Below are 17,181 nucleotides of genomic sequence, written 5' to 3'. Positions count from 1 at the left end.
ATTAGAGCGATTTTGAACAACATGAAAGAGGGGGGATAAAACTGTACATAAAAACTTTCTGTACCCATTGTGGAAAAGCTAACTTGCACAACGTAGCAGTAAACTTTAAAAACTTCCAGTTTTTTAAATGGAAAATTATTCTCACACTCGACTATTAAAAAGATGGAAGTAAGAGAAACAATAACAGAAGAAATTTTAATGAAATCAGTTTTGAAAACGTTGAGGGAACATAAAAAGTTACATATGAGTAAAAAGGAACTTGCTGAAATTCTCAAAAATATATTTGGGATTTCAAGTGAGTTGTCCTGCGAGATTGCTGAAAAAATACAAAGAGAAAACAAAGTGCTCGAAGTTGACTTTAAATCTAACATGAAAATTGTTAAAAAAACAAGTAAAAACCAAACGTCAAAAAAGTGACATGAAATCACTATGAGGAAAATGATGTTATTATTTATCCGCCTCTATTTTTCGATTTAAGCAATCAACTAGATTCGTATCCTGATACTTTTGGTTATACATCAAAAATCGTAATTGCAGACATTTTTTTTATGTAATATTAGTAGAAGATCAGATCGTTAACAAAAGATAAAAGCTAATAAAAAATAATCAATGCGAGAGGTGCGATTCGAACGCACGTATTTCTACGAAACCAGGCTCTGAAAAGCGCTTTTGACTTAATTTTTTACCGCAGCTGGAGTTTAATGCCTGATATATTGTTCTCATGTTGAAAGAGTGAAAAAAGAATCAATTTTCGTCAGGAATATGCACAATAACCGTAAGTTCCTGCCCTTCTAATTCTTTTCCCACGGAAGACAGACGCCCATTGTTCCCAAAAACGCCAGTAAATACACGGTCCTGAGGTGTAACCATAAGGTTATTTCGCTCCTTGTGTCCAACTATAATAGTTACTTCTTTATTTGCATATGCTGTTTTTTTAGGCATAGGGTATCCCTTAGAATCCACTTTGAAATATTCTACTTCATCATGTCTATTCGGAATTATCACCATACTACATAATATCTTCATGGGTACTGTATTAGATGGTCTCTTAGGTTCTCCAGTCATATTCTTTAGATAGTAGACTTAAACTTTATAAACTTTATGACACCAAGAGGGGTTAATCAATTTCCTTTCCTCATTTGTCAGGTTGAAGGACTCAAGAATTAAGTAAGCTTCGGATATTGTTGTTGCTCTTTCGAGGTTTTCTGAATCTTCTACCATTTTGTTGCTCTTCCTTTTTTCTGAATCATTCTACTCCTTTTATCTTATCCGGCCTTACTAATACAATACCACAACTTGGCTTAAATAATATATAGTTTAGACTGGAAATAGGAACCACTCTTCTACAGATCTATAATAAAAATACTCTAATACCACTTATTCAGTTTCATCTCTAATTTAATATAAAGGAATAAAGTTTATATACTTTAGGCCTGTATACTTTATTGTAGTAACGTACAAGGAGCATAACAAGATGAACACACAAACTTTTGAAACCGGAATGGCTGTCAGATACGAAAACCAGAAATGGAAAGGTACTGTTGTTGAAATTGGAAGAGAAAAAATAGGAGTCGTTGTAGGTAGGTATTGAAAATGCTAGTTGAAGTAAAATGCCCTGAATGTGGTAAAAAATACTTTCTTGACGTTTTAATAAAGGGTCTTGAGACAATCACTTTTCAAAGAGAAGAAGAAATAATACAGTTTGTAGCTGAAAACATAAAGGTAAAAACTATTTTATCATCGGTTGTAATTCTAGAAAATCTGTAAACGAGAATAAGGTTATCAAAAAAGGTAAAATTTGAGTGTGAGAGGTGCGATTCGAACGAGCGAATTCCTGCGAAACCGAATTCTGAAAATATATATTAATTTAACTGATAAAATTTTACTTTGATATACAAAATATAACTTTGTTTAGCTCGTGTCTTAACACATTTAGCTCATGTTTTAAAAAGATTAAGCCAACATTTTTATATAATTAATAACATTAATTTAGTTATATATTATTAATGTATCTCTTTTTGGCATAATATTCTTTTATTTGTATACTTTCGTTTAATATTTTTTCAAATTTTTATTCCCAAGTTGATTGCTATTTATAGATAAAGGTTCATACTTAATGACACCAATAACAGATTATATAAACTTAAAATCATATTTGTATTATGTACTGTTGTGACAATATAAAAGAGAAAGTTAAGATATATTAACGCAAAGAGAAGCAACCGACTTATAACATATCCTCAAATTTATCAAGTACAGACAAATGCGATTATTCCATATTATACAACAGAAGTTGAACAGTATAAAAAATAGAATATTAACTTAGTTAAAGACAATCCAAGATTAGATATTTTTTCGCTTAAGAGACGAGCTTGGAGGAGAAATGAAATCAAAAATAGATCAATTCTCTATGGATTTGAATCCTATGCTCAATGTTGCCAGGGATGGTACTGTTCTTTATTCAAATGAGGCTTCTGAACCCTTATTGCAAGAGTGGAGTGCTGAGATTGGGGAAAAACTACCTTCAAGTATCGTGGATATTACGCAAAGTGTAATCTCTCGGAATAGTCCCGAGAAAATTGAAGTTAAAGTGGGAAATAAGTTATACTTGGTTGTTTTTTCCCCCTTACCTGGAGAGCAATACGTAAGTATCTCTGGATTTGACATAAGTGACCAGAAAAAGTCCGAAAAAGGTATGGTAAGTGAAGCTCGAGAGAAGGCAGAAAGGGATACTCCGGTGGAAGAATTAAGGAAGAGCGAGGAGAAGTACCGCTCCCTCTTCGACTCCATCGATGAAGGATTCTGCATCATCGAGATGATCTTCGATGCCGAGGGCAAACCGGTGGACTACCTGTTCCTAGAGACGAACCGAGCGTTCGAGAGACAGACAGGAATGCACAATGCGACAGGTAAGAGGATGCGGGAGTTTGTACCAAACCATGAAGAGCATTGGTTCGAAATCTACGGTGCTATTGCAAAAACCGGCGAACCTAGGCGCTTCACCCAGACGGCAAAACCGCTGATGGGAGGCTGGTACGACGTTTATGCCTTCCCGTACGGCGGATCGAACAGCAACAAGGTGGCCATTATTTTCAATGACATCACCGAGCGCAAACGGGCAGAGAAGGCGTTACAAGAGAGTGAAGAAAAGTTCCGGGTCGCTTTAAGGAGTTCACCAACTGCGGTCTTCCAGCAAGACCTCAATCTTCGGTATACCTGGGTGTACCAGCCCCATCCTCACTTCACTCCCGAGGGCCTCCTTGGCAAGAGAGACGAGGATGTTCTCGATCCCCAGGATGCAGCTCCCATTACAGCCCTCAAACAACGTGCCTTAGATGAACAGAGGCCTCTTCAGGGAGATGTCGTTATCTGGGTGAACGGGAATCCATTTTACTATACCCTGTCGATCGAGCCGCTGTATGATGCGAGGGACATGCTTATCGGCATATCCGGTGCATCAACGGATATCACCGAGCGCAAGCGGGCAGAGAAGGCGTTACAAGAGAGTGAAGAAAAGTTCCGGGTCGCTTTAAGGAGTTCACAAACTGCAGTCTTCCAGCAAGACCTCAATCTTCGGTATACCTGGGTGTACCAGCCCCATCCTCACTTCACTCCCGAAGGCCTTCTTGGCAAGAGAGACGAGGATGTTCTCGATCCCCAGGATGCAGCTCCCATTACAGCCCTCAAACAACGTGCCTTAGATGAACAGAGGCCTCTTCAGGGAGATGTCGTTATCTGGGTGAACGGGAATCCATTTTACTATACCCTGTCGATCGAGCCGCTGTATGATGCGAGGGGCATGCTTATCGGCATATCCGGTGCATCAACGGATATCACCGAGCGCAAGCGGGCCGAGAAGGCACTGAGAGAGAGCGAAGCCAAATATCATGGATTGTTCGACTCGATGGCTGAGGCATTCGAGCTCATGGAGCTCATCTACAAGAACGGAAAGCCGGTCGATTATATCTTCCTCGATGTCAACCCAGCATGGGAGAGGATGACCGGGCTAAAGAAGGAGCAAGTTCTTGGACGTAAAGCTAGCGAAGCGGTCGGCTCCGTGGAGAGCTACTGGCCTGAGGCGATGGATAGAGCATTGAAAACGGGCGAGATAATTCAGATTGAGAACTATGGGGTGGTTCTCGACAAGTGGTACAACGTGAATATGTGGAAGTTTTCAGAGACCACCTGTGGAGTAACAATCACGGATATGACCGAGAGCAAGAAGGCTGAGGAAGCCTTAAGGATAGCAAATGAAACTTTAGAAGAGAGAGTTCAAGAACGTACATCCGAACTTGAGCAGGCTTATAAGTTTTTGAAGAAAATCGAAACTATTCGCAAGCGGGAGATCCATCATCGTGTTAAGAACAATCTACAGGTGATCTCATCTTTGCTCGATCTTCAAGCTGAGAAATTCGATAATAAAGAGTGCATAAAGGACTCGGAAGTTCTGGAAGCGTTCAAAGAAAGTCAAAACCGTGTCATTTCGATGGCTCTTATCCATGAGGAATTCCATAAAGGCGGAGGAATCGATACTCTTAACTTTTCACAGTATATTAAGAACCTCGCTGACAATCTATTTCTCACCTACAAGTTTGGAAGCGACGGCATCATCCTGGATACGGATATAGAAGAAAATATTTTCTTTGATATGGACACGTCTATTCCACTTGGTATGATCATCAATGAACTTGTCTCCAATTCTCTTAAACACGCGTTTTCCAGTAGGGAAAAAGGAGAAATCAAAATTAAGCTCCATAGAGAGGAAAGAAAAGAGTGTATAGAAAGTATATCCGAAGACTGTAAGAGCACCAATTTCACTCTAACGATTTCAGATAATGGCGTTGGCATTCTCGAAGAACTTGATATCGAAGATCTTAATAGCCTTGGATTTCAGCTTGTAATTTCCCTTGTAGACCAGCTGGATGGGGAGTTTGAATTGAAAAGGAATAATGGCACAGAATTTACTATGAGATTCACAGTGACAGAAAAAGATGATCCTACTCAAGTTGACTCAAAATCACAGAAATGTAGTAATTAAAAATTAATGCGAGAGGTGCGATTCGAACGCATGAATTCCTACGAAACCAGGCTCTCTAACTGACGCTTTTGATCTAATTTTTTGCAGCAACTGGAGTTTAATGCCTGATCTGTTGTTCTCATGTTGAAAGAGTGAAAAAAGAATCAATTTTCTTCAGGAACATGCACAATAACCGTAAGTTCCTGCCCTTCTAAATCTTTTCCCACGGAAGACAGACGCCCATTACTCCCAAAAACGCCAGTAAACACGCGGTCCTGAGGTGTAACTATAAGACTATTTCGTTCTCTGTGGCCTACAATTATTGTAGCTTCCTTTTTTGCATATACGGTTTTCGTCGGGGTTGGGTATCCTCTACTGTCAACGGTGAAATATTCTACTTCATCTTTTCTGTCAGGGATTAGAACCATATTACATAGAATTTTCATAGGTACGGTGTTAGATGGTCTGTTAGGTTCCCCGGTCATATTCGTTTCTTACAATTTAAACTATATATTCTTTATGCAGTAAAAGAGTAAGGTTTATAATACTCTATGCCTTGCAGAATCATTTTCTCTCTACCATTGCTGAGCAATTGTGCAATTTTCCTCATTTGTAAGCCTGAATTGTTCAAGAATTATGTGTGCGTCACCAATGTTCTTTGCGTTTTTCAATGCATTCTCAATTTTGTTCTGTTTGGACATTTTGCATTTTCTACTAATTACCATTTTATTGACTCGTTTATCCGATCCATTATGTTACAATAGTTTGTTATTGCTTAAAGAATATATATTTCATAGTGGATCACTTCAATGAATTGAAAATAGTTTACGTGATTTATAGACTTGATTCTAAGAAATAAATAAAAATCAAATTTTACCATTATGATTAAAGATTATATGCTTTAAGCAACATATGCTATAATGTAATAAGGGTAAAGTTGCCCTAGGAAATGTAAAGGAGCATAACAAGATGAACACACAAGCTTTTAAAACCGGAATGGCTGTCAGATACGAAAACCAGCAATGGAAAGGTACTGTTGTTGAAATTGGAAAAGAAGAAATAGGAGTCATTGTAGGTAGGTGTTGAAAATGCTAGTTGAAGTAAAATGCCCTGAATGTGGTAAAAAATACTTTCTTGACGTTTTAGTAAAAGGTCTTGAAACAATTACTTTTCAAAGAGAAGAAGAAATAATACAATTTGTAGCTGAAAACATAAAGGTAAAAAGTATCTTATCATCGGTTGTAATTCTAGAAAATCTGTAAATGAGAATACGGTTATCAAAAGAGGTAAAGTTTAGTGCGAGAGGTGCGATTCGAACGCACGAATTCCTACGAAACTGGACTCTGAATAATCCATAAAGTACGATACTGGATTTGATTAATTATTTATAGGGAGTCGTCCAATTACATTATATGAAAAACCCCCCAGAATTTACAGGAAAAAACAAAGAAATTATTGATGACTATATCCGTCATGCTACGTTAGCCGGAAAGAAAGAGAAGTCAATTCTTGGCGAACAGTGGAGATTAAAGGCATTTGTTGAGTTCATGAAAAATAAATCCCTTAACACGGTTAAGAAGAAGGATATAGAGAATTTCATTATTCACCGCAAAAAGACATGCAGTGAAACAACTGTGCATAATAATTTTTTAACCCTAAGAACTTTCTTTCAATGGCTAAAACCTGATAATGACTTTTTTACAGGAATCAAAAGCAAGCAACCCAAAAACAACTTGCCTGTCGATGAAGTTCTTTTGCCTGCGGATGTCCTGACTCTGCGGGATGCTGCAAACAATCAGAGGGACAGGGCTTTAGTTATGGTACTCTGGGATTCTGCAACAAGAAAAGGAGAGCTATTGAACATTAATATAGGGCATATCCAGCCTGACAAATACGGGGCTACAGTTATAGTTGACGGCAAAACAGGAAAAAGAAGAATAAGGCTTATTGATAGCGTTCCAGACCTGCAGCTTTATCTAAATATGCATCCTCTCCGAGATGACCCCAGTGCTCCTTTGTTTATTACAGATAGAAAGTATAATGGAAATTACCGGAGGCTCAACGAGCAGACAGTAAACAACATGTTAAACAGCCTCGCAAACAAAGCCGGGATAAAAAAGAATGTTTATCCTCATGCATTCCGGCATGGACGCTTAACAGATCTTGCTAAAAGAGGATTTAACGAGATGGAGTTAAGGATATTTGCAGGTTGGACTAAAGAAAGTAACATGCCTGCAACTTATTTGCATCTCTCAGGAGCTGATATAGAAAAGAAACTACTTGCTAAGAATGGCATTGTTGAAGATGACAGTGATGAAAGAGACATAGAACTAAAACCTGTTGAATGCACCAGGTGCAAGACAAGGAACCCGGCAGGTGCAAAGTACTGTTACATATGTTCGATGATTCTTGATCACAAGCTTGCTGTAGAAGTACAGGACGTAAAAACCGAAGCTTTGGGACAGATTGATAATGAGGTGATGCTAGAACTTTTAAATGTAGTAAAAAAATTTAGTGAAAAACAGTAACTTGCCAGTTATCCTTTCAGTTTCTTTATGTATTCTTCTGCTTCTTTTTTCTCCTGCTCTATTTTTATTAAATATTCTTTCGCTTCTTCGCTTGATTGTCCATTCAATATATCCCGAAAAACACATACTTTGAATGCTGTATCAAAGCCTGGTGCATTCATTTCTGAACATGTGTTATTATGTGCTTTCCAGTTATTAACAAAACGTTCTTTTTCTTTCTTGTATCCATTTCCCTCTATTTTTTCGTTAAATTCAGCAAGTTCTATAAGACGATTCCGTAAATTACTGTCACAATTATTTAGAAAATACCTGAAGAATTCAGGAGATAGTCTGAATTTTTCTTTTAATTCTGCTTTCAATTCTCTTTCCAATTTCTCTGAGAGAGGCTTATCTTTTTCGATATATGTTTCAACTCTACCTGTATTTTCAAAACTAATACGGTGCTTGTAAGAACGAGTTCTTGTTATCTTTAATATACTTTCGAGAACTGAATCGTTCGTTTGCATTTTTGATATTAAGCCCGGATCTTCATTAAGTATATTTACTAGATTTTCAAAACTATAGTTAATTGAGTAGCGCCTTGGAGGAGCTCCAGACTGATTCTCTATTTTCTCTTTTTTACTTACAAGGTATCCGTTTTCTTCTAGGTCTTTTAAAAGCCTATCAATTGAATGATACTTCCGATCGCCGTTCGATTTAACATAACCTAGTTCTTCAGCTAGTTCTCCAGTTGTTTTAGGAGAGTCCAGCAAAGAACTCAGAATTTTATTTTTGTTTTTTATTTTTGGTGATTTATCTTTTTTCATAGTATTCTAAGATATGTTATAATCAATATTAAAATTATCGATCATTAATCGATTAATCATCAGTAGGCAGTAAAACTTACAAATATATCGACTTTTGAAGTTCATTTTTCGACTATCGATTTTTGAGGCCCGATTTTCGATTATCGACCTTGTTAGCTCTTATTTTCGATAAAAAATGCATATAAAGTTATAAGTTGTCTATATACAAAACGACAGATAATAAAAGAGGGTATTTATGTTCTGTTTCGGACAAAGATCTGTGATTAAACAAGGTGGTAGTTATCTAATTTCGCTACCTATGCAATGGGTAAAAACCATGAACGTAGAAATGAAATGTGTAAATGTTGAGATGGATGACCAACAGAGAATAATAGTTACCTCGGTTCCACAGGCCGGCCAAGACTCTGAAAGAACCGAGAGCTCAACACCAACCAACTAAAAGAGAAGGTGCAGGCAATGAAAAATAGTACTTCAGAAGATATATCTTTTTTGTCGTGGTCAAGGCAGACTTATGAGAGAAAAAAAGAAGCTGTAGATTTTCTTGAAAACTCTTCGGATCCCTTCGAACATGCTATCGGGATTTTAATAAAAAAATATGCGGGGGTGTCCATCTCTGAGTAAAATAACTGCTTTTGGTTATTCTATACTGTACGAGGTTATGAGTTTTTCTTTGTTTCCATTTTTGATGGAGGAGAAAGTCCATGAGCTCTTTACTTGAGGACGATAATGATATACTCCCTCCGGAGCCTGACCTGTCTGAATACATCGATGCTAGCATTTTGGAAGAGCATTGTAAAGACTGCAAACATAGAATAATTGAGAGGCAACAGGCAAGGAAGCACAAACCGCAGATATTCAGGAGGATTTAAATGTCCCTCCCTGCAGTAAATACAGATCCGGAAGAGTTTAAAAAGTTCCATCAACTCTTAACGAAAGGCAACCCGGATTATCAACCTTTTTATTTTCCGCTTGTTAAAAACGGAAAAGATCCACTGCCTGGAATAAGCTGGAAGAAAAATAGAAAAACATTTTCTGAAGCTTATAGCCTGATGAGAGAAGGGTTTAATATCGGTATTGCAGGCACGGATAAAGATAACCTCTGCATAGTTGACATAGACAATCTGGAAGCAGTAGGGGGAGCTAAAACAACTTTAACAGTAAAATCCAGAAAACAAATCGGGAGGCATTGTTTTTATTTTACTAAAGATGAACCAGCGCAGGGAGAAGGTGCAATATTTAAAAATAGTGCTAAACAGAACATAGCAACAGAAAACGCTGGAGAAGTTCGCTCAAACTGGCAATATGTTGTTTGTTCGGGGTCTTTTGTTCCTTGTTCAGAAGAGGAGATTCGCAGGATTCCAGAAGAAGACCGTATACATGCTGGAAAGTACAGGTTATGTTTAGAATCTGAGGTCTCAAACATAACTTATGAAGAACTACCGGAAATATACAGGACAACTCTCGAAGAAAGAAGAGCCACTGAAATTGCTGCCAGTATAAAGAAAATAGAAAAAAGGCAGTGTAAAAGCTGGGAACGGCAGGGCCAAAAAAATAGAAGCGCTCTGTTTGATCTGGATATACATGATGTGACTGGAAGGAGCAACCAACCAGGCAAACGTTTTGAAATGTTCGCTGAGTTACACGGTTCTGAAACGGGTAAAAATGCCAGCATTTCTGGGGATGTTTTGCACTGTTGGCGGCATAATGTTAGCCATAACGCTATAACTTATCTGGCGGTAGCCTCTGGAGTTTCTACATGTTCCCAGGCTGGCTTTCCACATGGCGGGGGAAGTTCAAGAGTAGACGTAGAAGACCCTTATACTCAGTTTACTATCTGGAAATATGCTAAAGATCATGGATACATTCCAAAAAGTGATCCTATACCCTCCAAAGCATTAATTTACTGTGCACTGAATCGGGAGCTATGCACGAAAGAAGAAATTACCGATGGCTGGAAGCTTCCCGTATCTATTTATAACAGGGTTCTGGAAGACTGCAAAAAGGAAGGAATTGAGACTGGAAGAGAGCCAATAAAAGAAAAGAAAAGGAAACAGAAAATTCGTGAAGGTAAACCAGAAAAGATAAACGTTCCCTTCGATGTAGTTGCAGAGCATATATTGGAGAACGCCCATATTTTTTCAATGAGGGATAATAAGCAAATATATCTTTACAAAGACGGTGTTTACAAGAACGAAGACACAGAAGCACTTTTAGATACTGAAATCAGAAATGTGCACAATGAATATTATGCAAAATATTGGAATGAAGCAAATCCCGGATTTCCTTTAACTCATGTTCCAAAAGCTACGGCAAAGTATGTAAGTGAGGTGCTGGCTTATATCAGGGCTTATACTCACATTACACGCGACAGTATAGAAGAGAACCAGGATAGATATATCAACCTGAAAAACGGGCTTTTCAATCTTGAAACGTGGGAACTTGAACCCCACACACCGGAAATAAAATTGATCAGGCAAATTCCTGTTTTTTATAATGAAGATGCAAAATGCCCTCAAATAAGCAAGTTTTTACATGATGTAGTTGCAGAGCCGGATATAGATTTGCTGTGTGAGATCGCAGGCTATTGTTTAACCACAGATTGCTCTCATCAAAAGGCTTTCATGCTTTATGGTGTCGGTTCTAACGGTAAAAGTGTATTTCTTGCATTGTTAGAGGCGCTTGTTGGCGGAGAAAATACCTCCGCGGAGAGCCTGCAAAGACTTGAATTCGACAAGTATAGGACCGCAAAACTATACGGAAAGCTGGTTAACATTTGTGGAGATATTCCAGATAGCAAAATGCATAAATCGGAAGTCTTCAAAAAGTTGACCAGCGGACTAGATCTGATCGATGGGGAGAATAAATATCAGGACTCTTTTCATTTCCGCAACACCGCTAAACTTGTTTTCTCCGCAAATGTGTTGCCTGAAGGAAAAAAAGACAAGGCATATTATCGCAGATGGGTTTTAGTTCAGTTTCCTAATAATTTTGAAGGAGGGAAGGAAGATAAAACGTTAATTACGAAGCTGAAAGATCCTGAAGAACTTTCAGGCTTTCTTAATCTTGCTCTCCAAGGATTGAAGAGACTTAAAGAAAATGGGAAATTTTCAAACGATAAATCTGTAGAAGATACTCAAAGAGAATATGAGTTTAATAGTAATCCGATAGCTGCTTTTATGGATGAATGCACAAAAGAAAGCCAGGGAGATATAGATGCTATAATTCTTTACAGTACATACACGTTATGGGCTGAGGTCAGTAACAAAAACGCAACAGCTTATAACCAGTGGGGGAAGGAACTTAAAAAACTCGGTTATGAGAATTACAGAGATAACAAACCCGGCACAAACTGCACAAAAAAAGTTACATACTGGTGCAATATAGCCCTCATTCCAGAGGCTCAGGACAGGCTTAATTGGAAAAAAGACACTCAAGCCTGTCCTAGTTTTTTATTGGCAACTGATGCCGAAAAAATGCAATTAGGACAGGCAGGACAGGCTTTACCCCTTCCTCAAACTTGTCTAGTAAATAAACCATACTGTCATTCTTGTGTTTTTTACACAGAGGTGACGGACAAAAAAGACGAAAATGCAAATAAAATAGAAAACTCACTAACAAATAACCTTGAAGCCTGTCCTAAAATGCATTTTTTCGATAGCATAAGCGATAGGACAGGCTTGCAGGACAGATACGTAGACGAGCCTGTCCTGAAACAAAAAAAGCTAATCTCTGAGCAACAAAATGAAGAATACAGTGTAAAAAACTTAGAATACATCAGATCTTTCAGAGCTGACTTAAAAAGATTGGTGAGTGATGGACATAATTTTTCTGTTGATAATATTCCAAGTTTATTGGATGAGTTTAATAGAAGATATCCTGGGTATAAACAGGTGTTAGGATATCAAACTTTACTAGACGAAGCCGAAAGACTCTGTGAATGGGAGTGGGGGTAAAATTTTTTCTTTTCCTCTATATCAATTTCTTTTCATTTTTATGTTAACAGCGTGAAATTTATCAGCTTATAAATTAAATATTATGTCATATAAGAACCACATGTTTATAAAGGGAAAATATGAAAACAGATAACAGTAGCCCTATAGTTACTTTAAATTTTTCCTCTAGGAACTCGCTTTTAAACGCCAATTCTGAACTAATCGCACACTTGCAGGATAGGCTAAAAGCTAAACGCTTCAGACCTCAGGAAGGAGATAATACAAAACTTGCCTATATGAGGGTATATCTCCAGGCTATTCAGGTTCAAAATTCAATCCTGAAAGATACAGAACTCGACGAAATCAAAAACGAAATAGAAGAACTCAAAGAGGCTTTGAAATCTCAATCCAAAAGATAAGGCATGAATTAAAAGAGCTTGCCGATGAGGTACTTAAATATGACGCTGCAGCAGATTAAAAGGGAAATACAGGAGCTCAGGAAAGCCATAATACCACCAAATAGACACAGCGAAAATTTATCATATACTCCTGAACTCTTGCGCTGTTCTAAAGAGTTTGAGATGGCAAAGGCACGGGCCAGGCAGCGGTTAGTAGACAGTGGGGTATCTGAATCCGAATTACTTGAACATGAACGAATGGACTTTATCTGTGATGCTGAAGTCATGGATGCGAATCATAATTTCTTAAGGGCTTCATGGAATGCAGAGAACCCTAATAAGCCACAAATAAAAATTAATTATCTTTTCGATTGCCCGGTGGAAGTTGAAAATTATAAAAGAGCACTTGATAAAATGAATTCGTTATTAAGCAAAGATAGAACTCCTGAAGTTATTGATGCAGAATATGAATTACTTCAAGCAATGTACGAAGCAGGGATATGAGATTTTTAGTAATTGTCAGTCTTGCAGATATCACGAAAGAACGTATTATTCTTTGGCACGAAAGTACTTCCAGATACTTTCACTTTTTGAGCCTTTTCTTCGAAGAAATTCATGTGTGTTTTTTTGAAAATAAATTATTTTTGACGATATCTTAAACATCTTCAAATTAAACTTACTTAGTAGCTATTTTTACTCTTTCATTAAAACCTAGAAAATTCAGTTTAGAATACTGCTTATTGTTTATGAAACACAAGGAAATTATTGTGAAGAGCAAGAGTTAAAAAGATTAGCAGGTATACCTTAATAGAAAATCTTTAATGAAATATAAATAAGTTTTATAATATATTTTCTAGGTATGTGTTTCCATGAGTAAACTTGAAGACCTTCGACCAAACGCAGCAGTGCGAGGTATTCTTTCAGATTGTCTGGTAACAGTCATAAACGTACACTGGTTCGGTTCAGAAGCCCTTGATCTTACCTATAAAACTCCTGAAGGTAAGCCTGCCAATGAACTTCTCTATCGTCATGACGAAAATAGAATTGAAGTTGTTGAGCAGGGAAGACCCTGGAGTTTCGATGGGGACGGAGGTCTTTTCAGGCTTGTTTCGGAGGCTCATCGAATCCGTCTGGCACACATGTTTGATCCGGTTCTTGCTGTGCATACCTCAATGGTTGATCCGCTTCCACATCAGATTACAGCTGTCTACGATGCAATGCTGCCTCGACAGCCTCTGCGTTTCCTGCTGGCAGATGACCCAGGAGCTGGGAAGACGATTATGGCTGGACTCCTAATGAAAGAATTGATAGCCCGAGGAGATCTGCATCGCTGCCTTGTTGTTTGTCCTGGAAGTCTGGCTGAACAGTGGCAGGATGAGCTTTACCGACGTTTTAATCTTCCTTTTGAGATTCTTACTAATGACAAGCTTGAAGCTGCACGCACAGGCAACTGGTTTTTGGAGACAAACTTGGTTATTGCAAGGCTGGATAAACTCTCACGCAATGAAAATATACAGGAGAAGCTCAAAGTTCCAGACTGCCGTTGGGACTTGATAGTCTGCGATGAAGCGCACAAGATGTCAGCAACGTTTTTTGGCGGCGAAATTAAGTACACAAAAAGGTATAGGCTTGGGCAGTTACTCTCTACTCTGACACGACACTTCCTTTTGATGACGGCAACCCCACACAATGGGAAAGAGGAAGACTTCCAGCTCTTTATGGCTCTGCTGGACGGAGACCGCTTTGAGGGACGTTTCCGTGATGGAGTCCATACAGCAGACGTTTCTGATCTGATGCGTCGGATGGTAAAGGAAAAATTGTTCAAGTTTGATGCAACGCCTCTGTTCCCTGAGCGCATTGCTTATACTGTACCTTATAGGCTTTCGGATGCAGAAACACGGCTTTACAGGGAAGTTACTGATTATGTGCGAAATGAATTTGACCGCGCCGAAGCGCTTCAGAACGACAAACGAGCGGGGACAGTTGGCTTTGCACTAACCATCCTGCAGCGTCGTCTTGCATCATCTCCTGAGGCAATCCGCGAATCACTGCGTCGCCGTCACGAACGCCTGGAAAAACGATTGCGTGAGATGGAATTGCTCCAGAGAGGAGCTCAGGTTTCTGTATACGAAGGAGCAGTGCTTGACGCAGAAGACGTAGAAGACCTGGAAGATGCACCTGACAGTGAGGTCGAAACAGTTGAGGAGGAGATCCTCGACCAGGCAACTGCAGCCCGCACTATTACAGAATTGAAAGCAGAGATTGAGACCCTGAAACATCTGGAAGCCCTCGCTGATACTGTTTATCGTAGTGGGGAGGACAAAAAATGGCGTGAACTTGCAAGCCTGCTTGGAGAAATCTTCACTCTGGCGCCCATTGTCGACCGCGCCGCTGAAGAGCAGACACCTTATGGATCAAGGCCAATCCCCAGGCCTGTATCTTCCCCGCGCCAGAAGCTGGTAATTTTCACTGAACACCGAGACACACTGAAATACCTGAAGAAACGTATCAGTACCCTTTTAGGAAGAGAGGAAGCCATTGTGACCATACACGGTGGCATGGGGCGTGAGGATAGGATGAAGGCACAGGAAGCCTTCAAGCACGACCCTGAAGTCCAGGTACTTCTGGCAACTGATGCGGCTGGAGAAGGTATCAACCTGCAACGTGCTCATCTGATGGTCAATTATGATCTTCCGTGGAATCCAAATCGTATAGAGCAGCGTTTCGGCCGTATTCATCGTATAGGACAGACCGAAGTTTGTCATCTCTGGAACTTGGTTGCTGAAGAAACCCGAGAAGGTGACGTATACAGAACACTGCTGTTAAAACTAGAACAGGCACGGCAGGCACTTGGAGGTCAAGTTTTTGATGTTCTGGGAAAACTCCAGTTTGATGGCAAACCACTGCGTGAACTATTGATTGAAGCAATTCGTTATGGTGAACAACCTAATGTGAGGGCTAAACTTACACAGGTAATATCTAATGCCTTCGACCAAAACCATCTCCAGGATCTGCTGGAAGAGAAAGCTCTTGCTCACGACGCAATGGATGCAAGCCGGGTATACCGTATCCGTGAGGATATGGAACGGGCTGAGGCTAGAAGGCTTCAACCACATTACATTGAATCCTTTTTCCTTGAAGCTTTCCAGCGCCTTGGAGGTTCTGTCAAACAGCGTGAGCCTCGCAGATATGAAATTACTTATGTGCCAGCACCTATCAGAAACCGCGACCGCATGATTGGTACGGGTGAGCCGATACTGCCGAGGTACGAAAGAATTGCTTTTGAAAAATCGCTTGTTGCACCTCAGGGACAGCCTCTTGCAGCCTTTGTCTGTCCTGGACACCCGCTGCTCGCTTCTACCATAGATCTTACGCTGGAACGTCACAGAGACCTCCTGCGCAGAGGAACTATACTTGTAGACGAGCGCGATCCGGGAATCAACCCACGTGTTCTTTTCTACCTTGAACATGCCATTCAGGATGCAAACCTTACCCGTTCAGGGGAAAGGCGTATCATTTCTAAGCGTATGCTGTACGTAGAACTGGACTCAGCAGGGAATACCAGGCATATACACTATGCACCTTATCTTGACTATCGTCCACTCAGACCTGATGAACCTCACGTGGAAGAGCTTCTTGCCAGACCAGAGTGCTCATGGATTAGCCGGGAACTTGAGCAGAAGGCTCAGGGACATGCCGTTGCTTATGTTGTACCGGAACACCTTAAAGAGATCCGTTCACGCAAACTGGAACTAATTGAGAAGACAGAAGCAGCAGTAAAAGACCGGCTGACAAAAGAGATAAACTACTGGGATCACAGAGCTGAAGAATTGAAGCTTCAGGAGCAGGCAGGCAAGCCCAATGCCAGGCTTAACTCAGGGGAAGCCCGCAAACGTGCAGATGCACTGCAGGCTCGCCTTGAAAAGCGTATGGAAGAACTGAGACTGGAGAGACAGATTTCTCCGCTTCCTCCTGTGATTCTTGGTGGGCTTCTGGTAGTGCCAGCAGGATTGATTGCAAAAATGACTGGAAAGCCTCTTCCAGAACCAGTGCAGCCGATAGATACCCAGGCTTCTGCAGCCCGTGCGCGTGCCATTGTGATGGATATAGAACGCAGCCTCGGCTTTGATCCTATTGACCGCGAGACTGAGAAACTCGGTTACGATATAGAAAGCCGCGTTTTAGGTACAGGGAAGCTGCGATTCATTGAAGTAAAAGGAAGGGTTTCTGGCGCAAAGACCGTTACAGTTACTAAAAATGAGATCCTCTACTCTCTTAATAAACCGGATGACTTCATCCTGGCTATCGTCGAGTTCATGTCTGATGAAAATCACCACGTGCACTACCTCCGCCATCCCTTCCAGCGTGAACCTGATTTCGGGGTGACAAGTGTAAACTATGACTTTGCAGAACTGCTGTCAAGAGCGGAGGAGATGCGGCATTATACTGCTGAAGCATTGCCCCCCATATCAATACGCAGAAACCCCATTTAATGTCAGT

The 17,181-nt window shown here is 39.8% G+C and carries 16 protein-coding genes; 11 read left to right on the top strand and 5 right to left on the bottom strand.

Annotated features, from left to right (window positions below; genetic code table 11):
- Positions 1-162 precede the first annotated feature (162 nt).
- The gene (locus tag MSBR3_RS00695) at positions 163-417 is read left to right on the top strand and encodes a hypothetical protein (RefSeq protein ID WP_048105733.1); all 255 of its coding nucleotides are present in this window, start codon (positions 163-165) and stop codon (positions 415-417) included.
- Between the two features lie 327 nt (positions 418-744).
- Here MSBR3_RS00695 and MSBR3_RS00690 read toward each other — a convergent pair whose 3' ends face one another.
- Positions 745-942 carry a hypothetical protein gene (locus MSBR3_RS00690; protein WP_155396617.1) on the bottom strand — a complete coding sequence of 66 codons (198 nt, stop codon included), beginning with the start codon at positions 940-942 and terminating at the stop codon, positions 745-747.
- A 141-nt stretch (positions 943-1,083) separates the two neighbouring features.
- Positions 1,084-1,221, bottom strand: coding sequence for a hypothetical protein (locus MSBR3_RS19745; protein WP_155396615.1), 138 nt, complete (start codon positions 1,219-1,221; stop codon positions 1,084-1,086).
- A gap of 372 nt (positions 1,222-1,593) precedes the next feature.
- On the opposite strand from MSBR3_RS19745, the gene MSBR3_RS19740 reads away from it, so the two are divergent.
- Together MSBR3_RS19740 and MSBR3_RS18715 are read left to right on the top strand one after the other, a co-directional pair.
- Positions 1,594-1,767, top strand: coding sequence for a hypothetical protein (locus tag MSBR3_RS19740; protein ID WP_155396614.1), 174 nt, complete (start codon positions 1,594-1,596; stop codon positions 1,765-1,767).
- A gap of 616 nt (positions 1,768-2,383) precedes the next feature.
- Positions 2,384-5,038, top strand: a complete 2,655-nt coding sequence (locus tag MSBR3_RS18715) for a PAS domain-containing sensor histidine kinase (protein WP_052723219.1) — start codon at positions 2,384-2,386, stop codon at positions 5,036-5,038.
- A 143-nt stretch (positions 5,039-5,181) separates the two neighbouring features.
- Here the strand turns inward: MSBR3_RS18715 and MSBR3_RS00680 are convergent, their stop codons facing one another.
- Positions 5,182-5,502 carry a hypothetical protein gene (locus MSBR3_RS00680; RefSeq protein WP_048105731.1) on the bottom strand — a complete coding sequence of 107 codons (321 nt, stop codon included), beginning with the start codon at positions 5,500-5,502 and terminating at the stop codon, positions 5,182-5,184.
- A 90-nt stretch (positions 5,503-5,592) separates the two neighbouring features.
- A complete protein-coding gene (locus MSBR3_RS19735; protein ID WP_155396612.1) occupies positions 5,593-5,742 on the bottom strand; it encodes a hypothetical protein in 150 nt (49 codons plus the stop codon).
- A 363-nt stretch (positions 5,743-6,105) separates the two neighbouring features.
- Here MSBR3_RS19735 and MSBR3_RS19730 point away from each other — a divergent pair, with 363 nt between their 5' ends.
- Both MSBR3_RS19730 and MSBR3_RS00675 read left to right on the top strand, forming a co-directional pair.
- Positions 6,106-6,279 (top strand): hypothetical protein, encoded by a 174-nt coding sequence (locus tag MSBR3_RS19730; RefSeq protein WP_155396610.1) that lies wholly within the window; start codon positions 6,106-6,108, stop codon positions 6,277-6,279.
- A gap of 150 nt (positions 6,280-6,429) precedes the next feature.
- On the top strand, positions 6,430-7,545 hold the full coding sequence (locus MSBR3_RS00675) for a tyrosine-type recombinase/integrase (protein WP_048040710.1): 1,116 nt from the start codon (positions 6,430-6,432) through the stop codon (positions 7,543-7,545).
- A gap of 8 nt (positions 7,546-7,553) precedes the next feature.
- Here the strand turns inward: MSBR3_RS00675 and MSBR3_RS00670 are convergent, their stop codons facing one another.
- A complete protein-coding gene (locus tag MSBR3_RS00670) occupies positions 7,554-8,351 on the bottom strand; it encodes a winged helix-turn-helix domain-containing protein (protein WP_048047671.1) in 798 nt (265 codons plus the stop codon).
- A gap of 456 nt (positions 8,352-8,807) precedes the next feature.
- On the opposite strand from MSBR3_RS00670, the gene MSBR3_RS19725 reads away from it, so the two are divergent.
- From MSBR3_RS19725 to MSBR3_RS00645, 6 genes are all read left to right on the top strand, one after another.
- Complete coding sequence (locus MSBR3_RS19725; protein ID WP_155396608.1) at positions 8,808-8,972, top strand: hypothetical protein; 165 nt, start codon at positions 8,808-8,810, stop codon at positions 8,970-8,972.
- Between the two features lie 80 nt (positions 8,973-9,052).
- Positions 9,053-9,220: a hypothetical protein gene (locus MSBR3_RS19720; protein ID WP_155396606.1), complete on the top strand. Its 168-nt coding sequence runs from the start codon at positions 9,053-9,055 to the stop codon at positions 9,218-9,220.
- Positions 9,221-12,304: a phage/plasmid primase, P4 family gene (locus MSBR3_RS18710; protein WP_052723218.1), complete on the top strand. Its 3,084-nt coding sequence runs from the start codon at positions 9,221-9,223 to the stop codon at positions 12,302-12,304.
- Positions 12,305-12,423: 119 nt separating this feature from the next.
- Complete coding sequence (locus tag MSBR3_RS00655) at positions 12,424-12,702, top strand: hypothetical protein (protein WP_048037392.1); 279 nt, start codon at positions 12,424-12,426, stop codon at positions 12,700-12,702.
- Positions 12,703-12,741: 39 nt separating this feature from the next.
- Positions 12,742-13,185 (top strand): hypothetical protein, encoded by a 444-nt coding sequence (locus MSBR3_RS00650; protein ID WP_048041044.1) that lies wholly within the window; start codon positions 12,742-12,744, stop codon positions 13,183-13,185.
- Positions 13,186-13,550: 365 nt separating this feature from the next.
- Positions 13,551-17,174: a helicase-related protein gene (locus MSBR3_RS00645; RefSeq protein ID WP_048105730.1), complete on the top strand. Its 3,624-nt coding sequence runs from the start codon at positions 13,551-13,553 to the stop codon at positions 17,172-17,174.
- Positions 17,175-17,181 lie beyond the last annotated feature (7 nt).

It is taken from the genome of Methanosarcina barkeri 3 (assembly GCF_000970305.1).
GTDB classification, from domain to species: Archaea; Halobacteriota; Methanosarcinia; order Methanosarcinales; family Methanosarcinaceae; genus Methanosarcina; species Methanosarcina barkeri_A.
This window is presented reverse-complemented; position numbering and strand designations above follow the sequence as displayed.

Bases quoted from the DNA above. Each gene is read 5' to 3' on its own strand.
- MSBR3_RS00695 (WP_048105733.1), top strand. From the start codon at position 163: ATGGAAGTAAGAGAAACAATAACAGAAGAAATTTTAATGAAATCAGTT.
- MSBR3_RS00690 (WP_155396617.1), bottom strand. From the start codon at position 942: ATGCCTAAAAAAACAGCATATGCAAATAAAGAAGTAACTATTATAGTT.
- MSBR3_RS19745 (WP_155396615.1), bottom strand. From the start codon at position 1,221: ATGGTAGAAGATTCAGAAAACCTCGAAAGAGCAACAACAATATCCGAA.
- MSBR3_RS19740 (WP_155396614.1), top strand. From the start codon at position 1,594: ATGCTAGTTGAAGTAAAATGCCCTGAATGTGGTAAAAAATACTTTCTT.
- MSBR3_RS18715 (WP_052723219.1), top strand. From the start codon at position 2,384: ATGAAATCAAAAATAGATCAATTCTCTATGGATTTGAATCCTATGCTC.
- MSBR3_RS00680 (WP_048105731.1), bottom strand. From the start codon at position 5,502: ATGACCGGGGAACCTAACAGACCATCTAACACCGTACCTATGAAAATT.
- MSBR3_RS19735 (WP_155396612.1), bottom strand. From the start codon at position 5,742: ATGGTAATTAGTAGAAAATGCAAAATGTCCAAACAGAACAAAATTGAG.
- MSBR3_RS19730 (WP_155396610.1), top strand. From the start codon at position 6,106: ATGCTAGTTGAAGTAAAATGCCCTGAATGTGGTAAAAAATACTTTCTT.
- MSBR3_RS00675 (WP_048040710.1), top strand. From the start codon at position 6,430: ATGAAAAACCCCCCAGAATTTACAGGAAAAAACAAAGAAATTATTGAT.
- MSBR3_RS00670 (WP_048047671.1), bottom strand. From the start codon at position 8,351: ATGAAAAAAGATAAATCACCAAAAATAAAAAACAAAAATAAAATTCTG.
- MSBR3_RS19725 (WP_155396608.1), top strand. From the start codon at position 8,808: ATGAAAAATAGTACTTCAGAAGATATATCTTTTTTGTCGTGGTCAAGG.
- MSBR3_RS19720 (WP_155396606.1), top strand. From the start codon at position 9,053: ATGAGCTCTTTACTTGAGGACGATAATGATATACTCCCTCCGGAGCCT.
- MSBR3_RS18710 (WP_052723218.1), top strand. From the start codon at position 9,221: ATGTCCCTCCCTGCAGTAAATACAGATCCGGAAGAGTTTAAAAAGTTC.
- MSBR3_RS00655 (WP_048037392.1), top strand. From the start codon at position 12,424: ATGAAAACAGATAACAGTAGCCCTATAGTTACTTTAAATTTTTCCTCT.
- MSBR3_RS00650 (WP_048041044.1), top strand. From the start codon at position 12,742: ATGACGCTGCAGCAGATTAAAAGGGAAATACAGGAGCTCAGGAAAGCC.
- MSBR3_RS00645 (WP_048105730.1), top strand. From the start codon at position 13,551: ATGAGTAAACTTGAAGACCTTCGACCAAACGCAGCAGTGCGAGGTATT.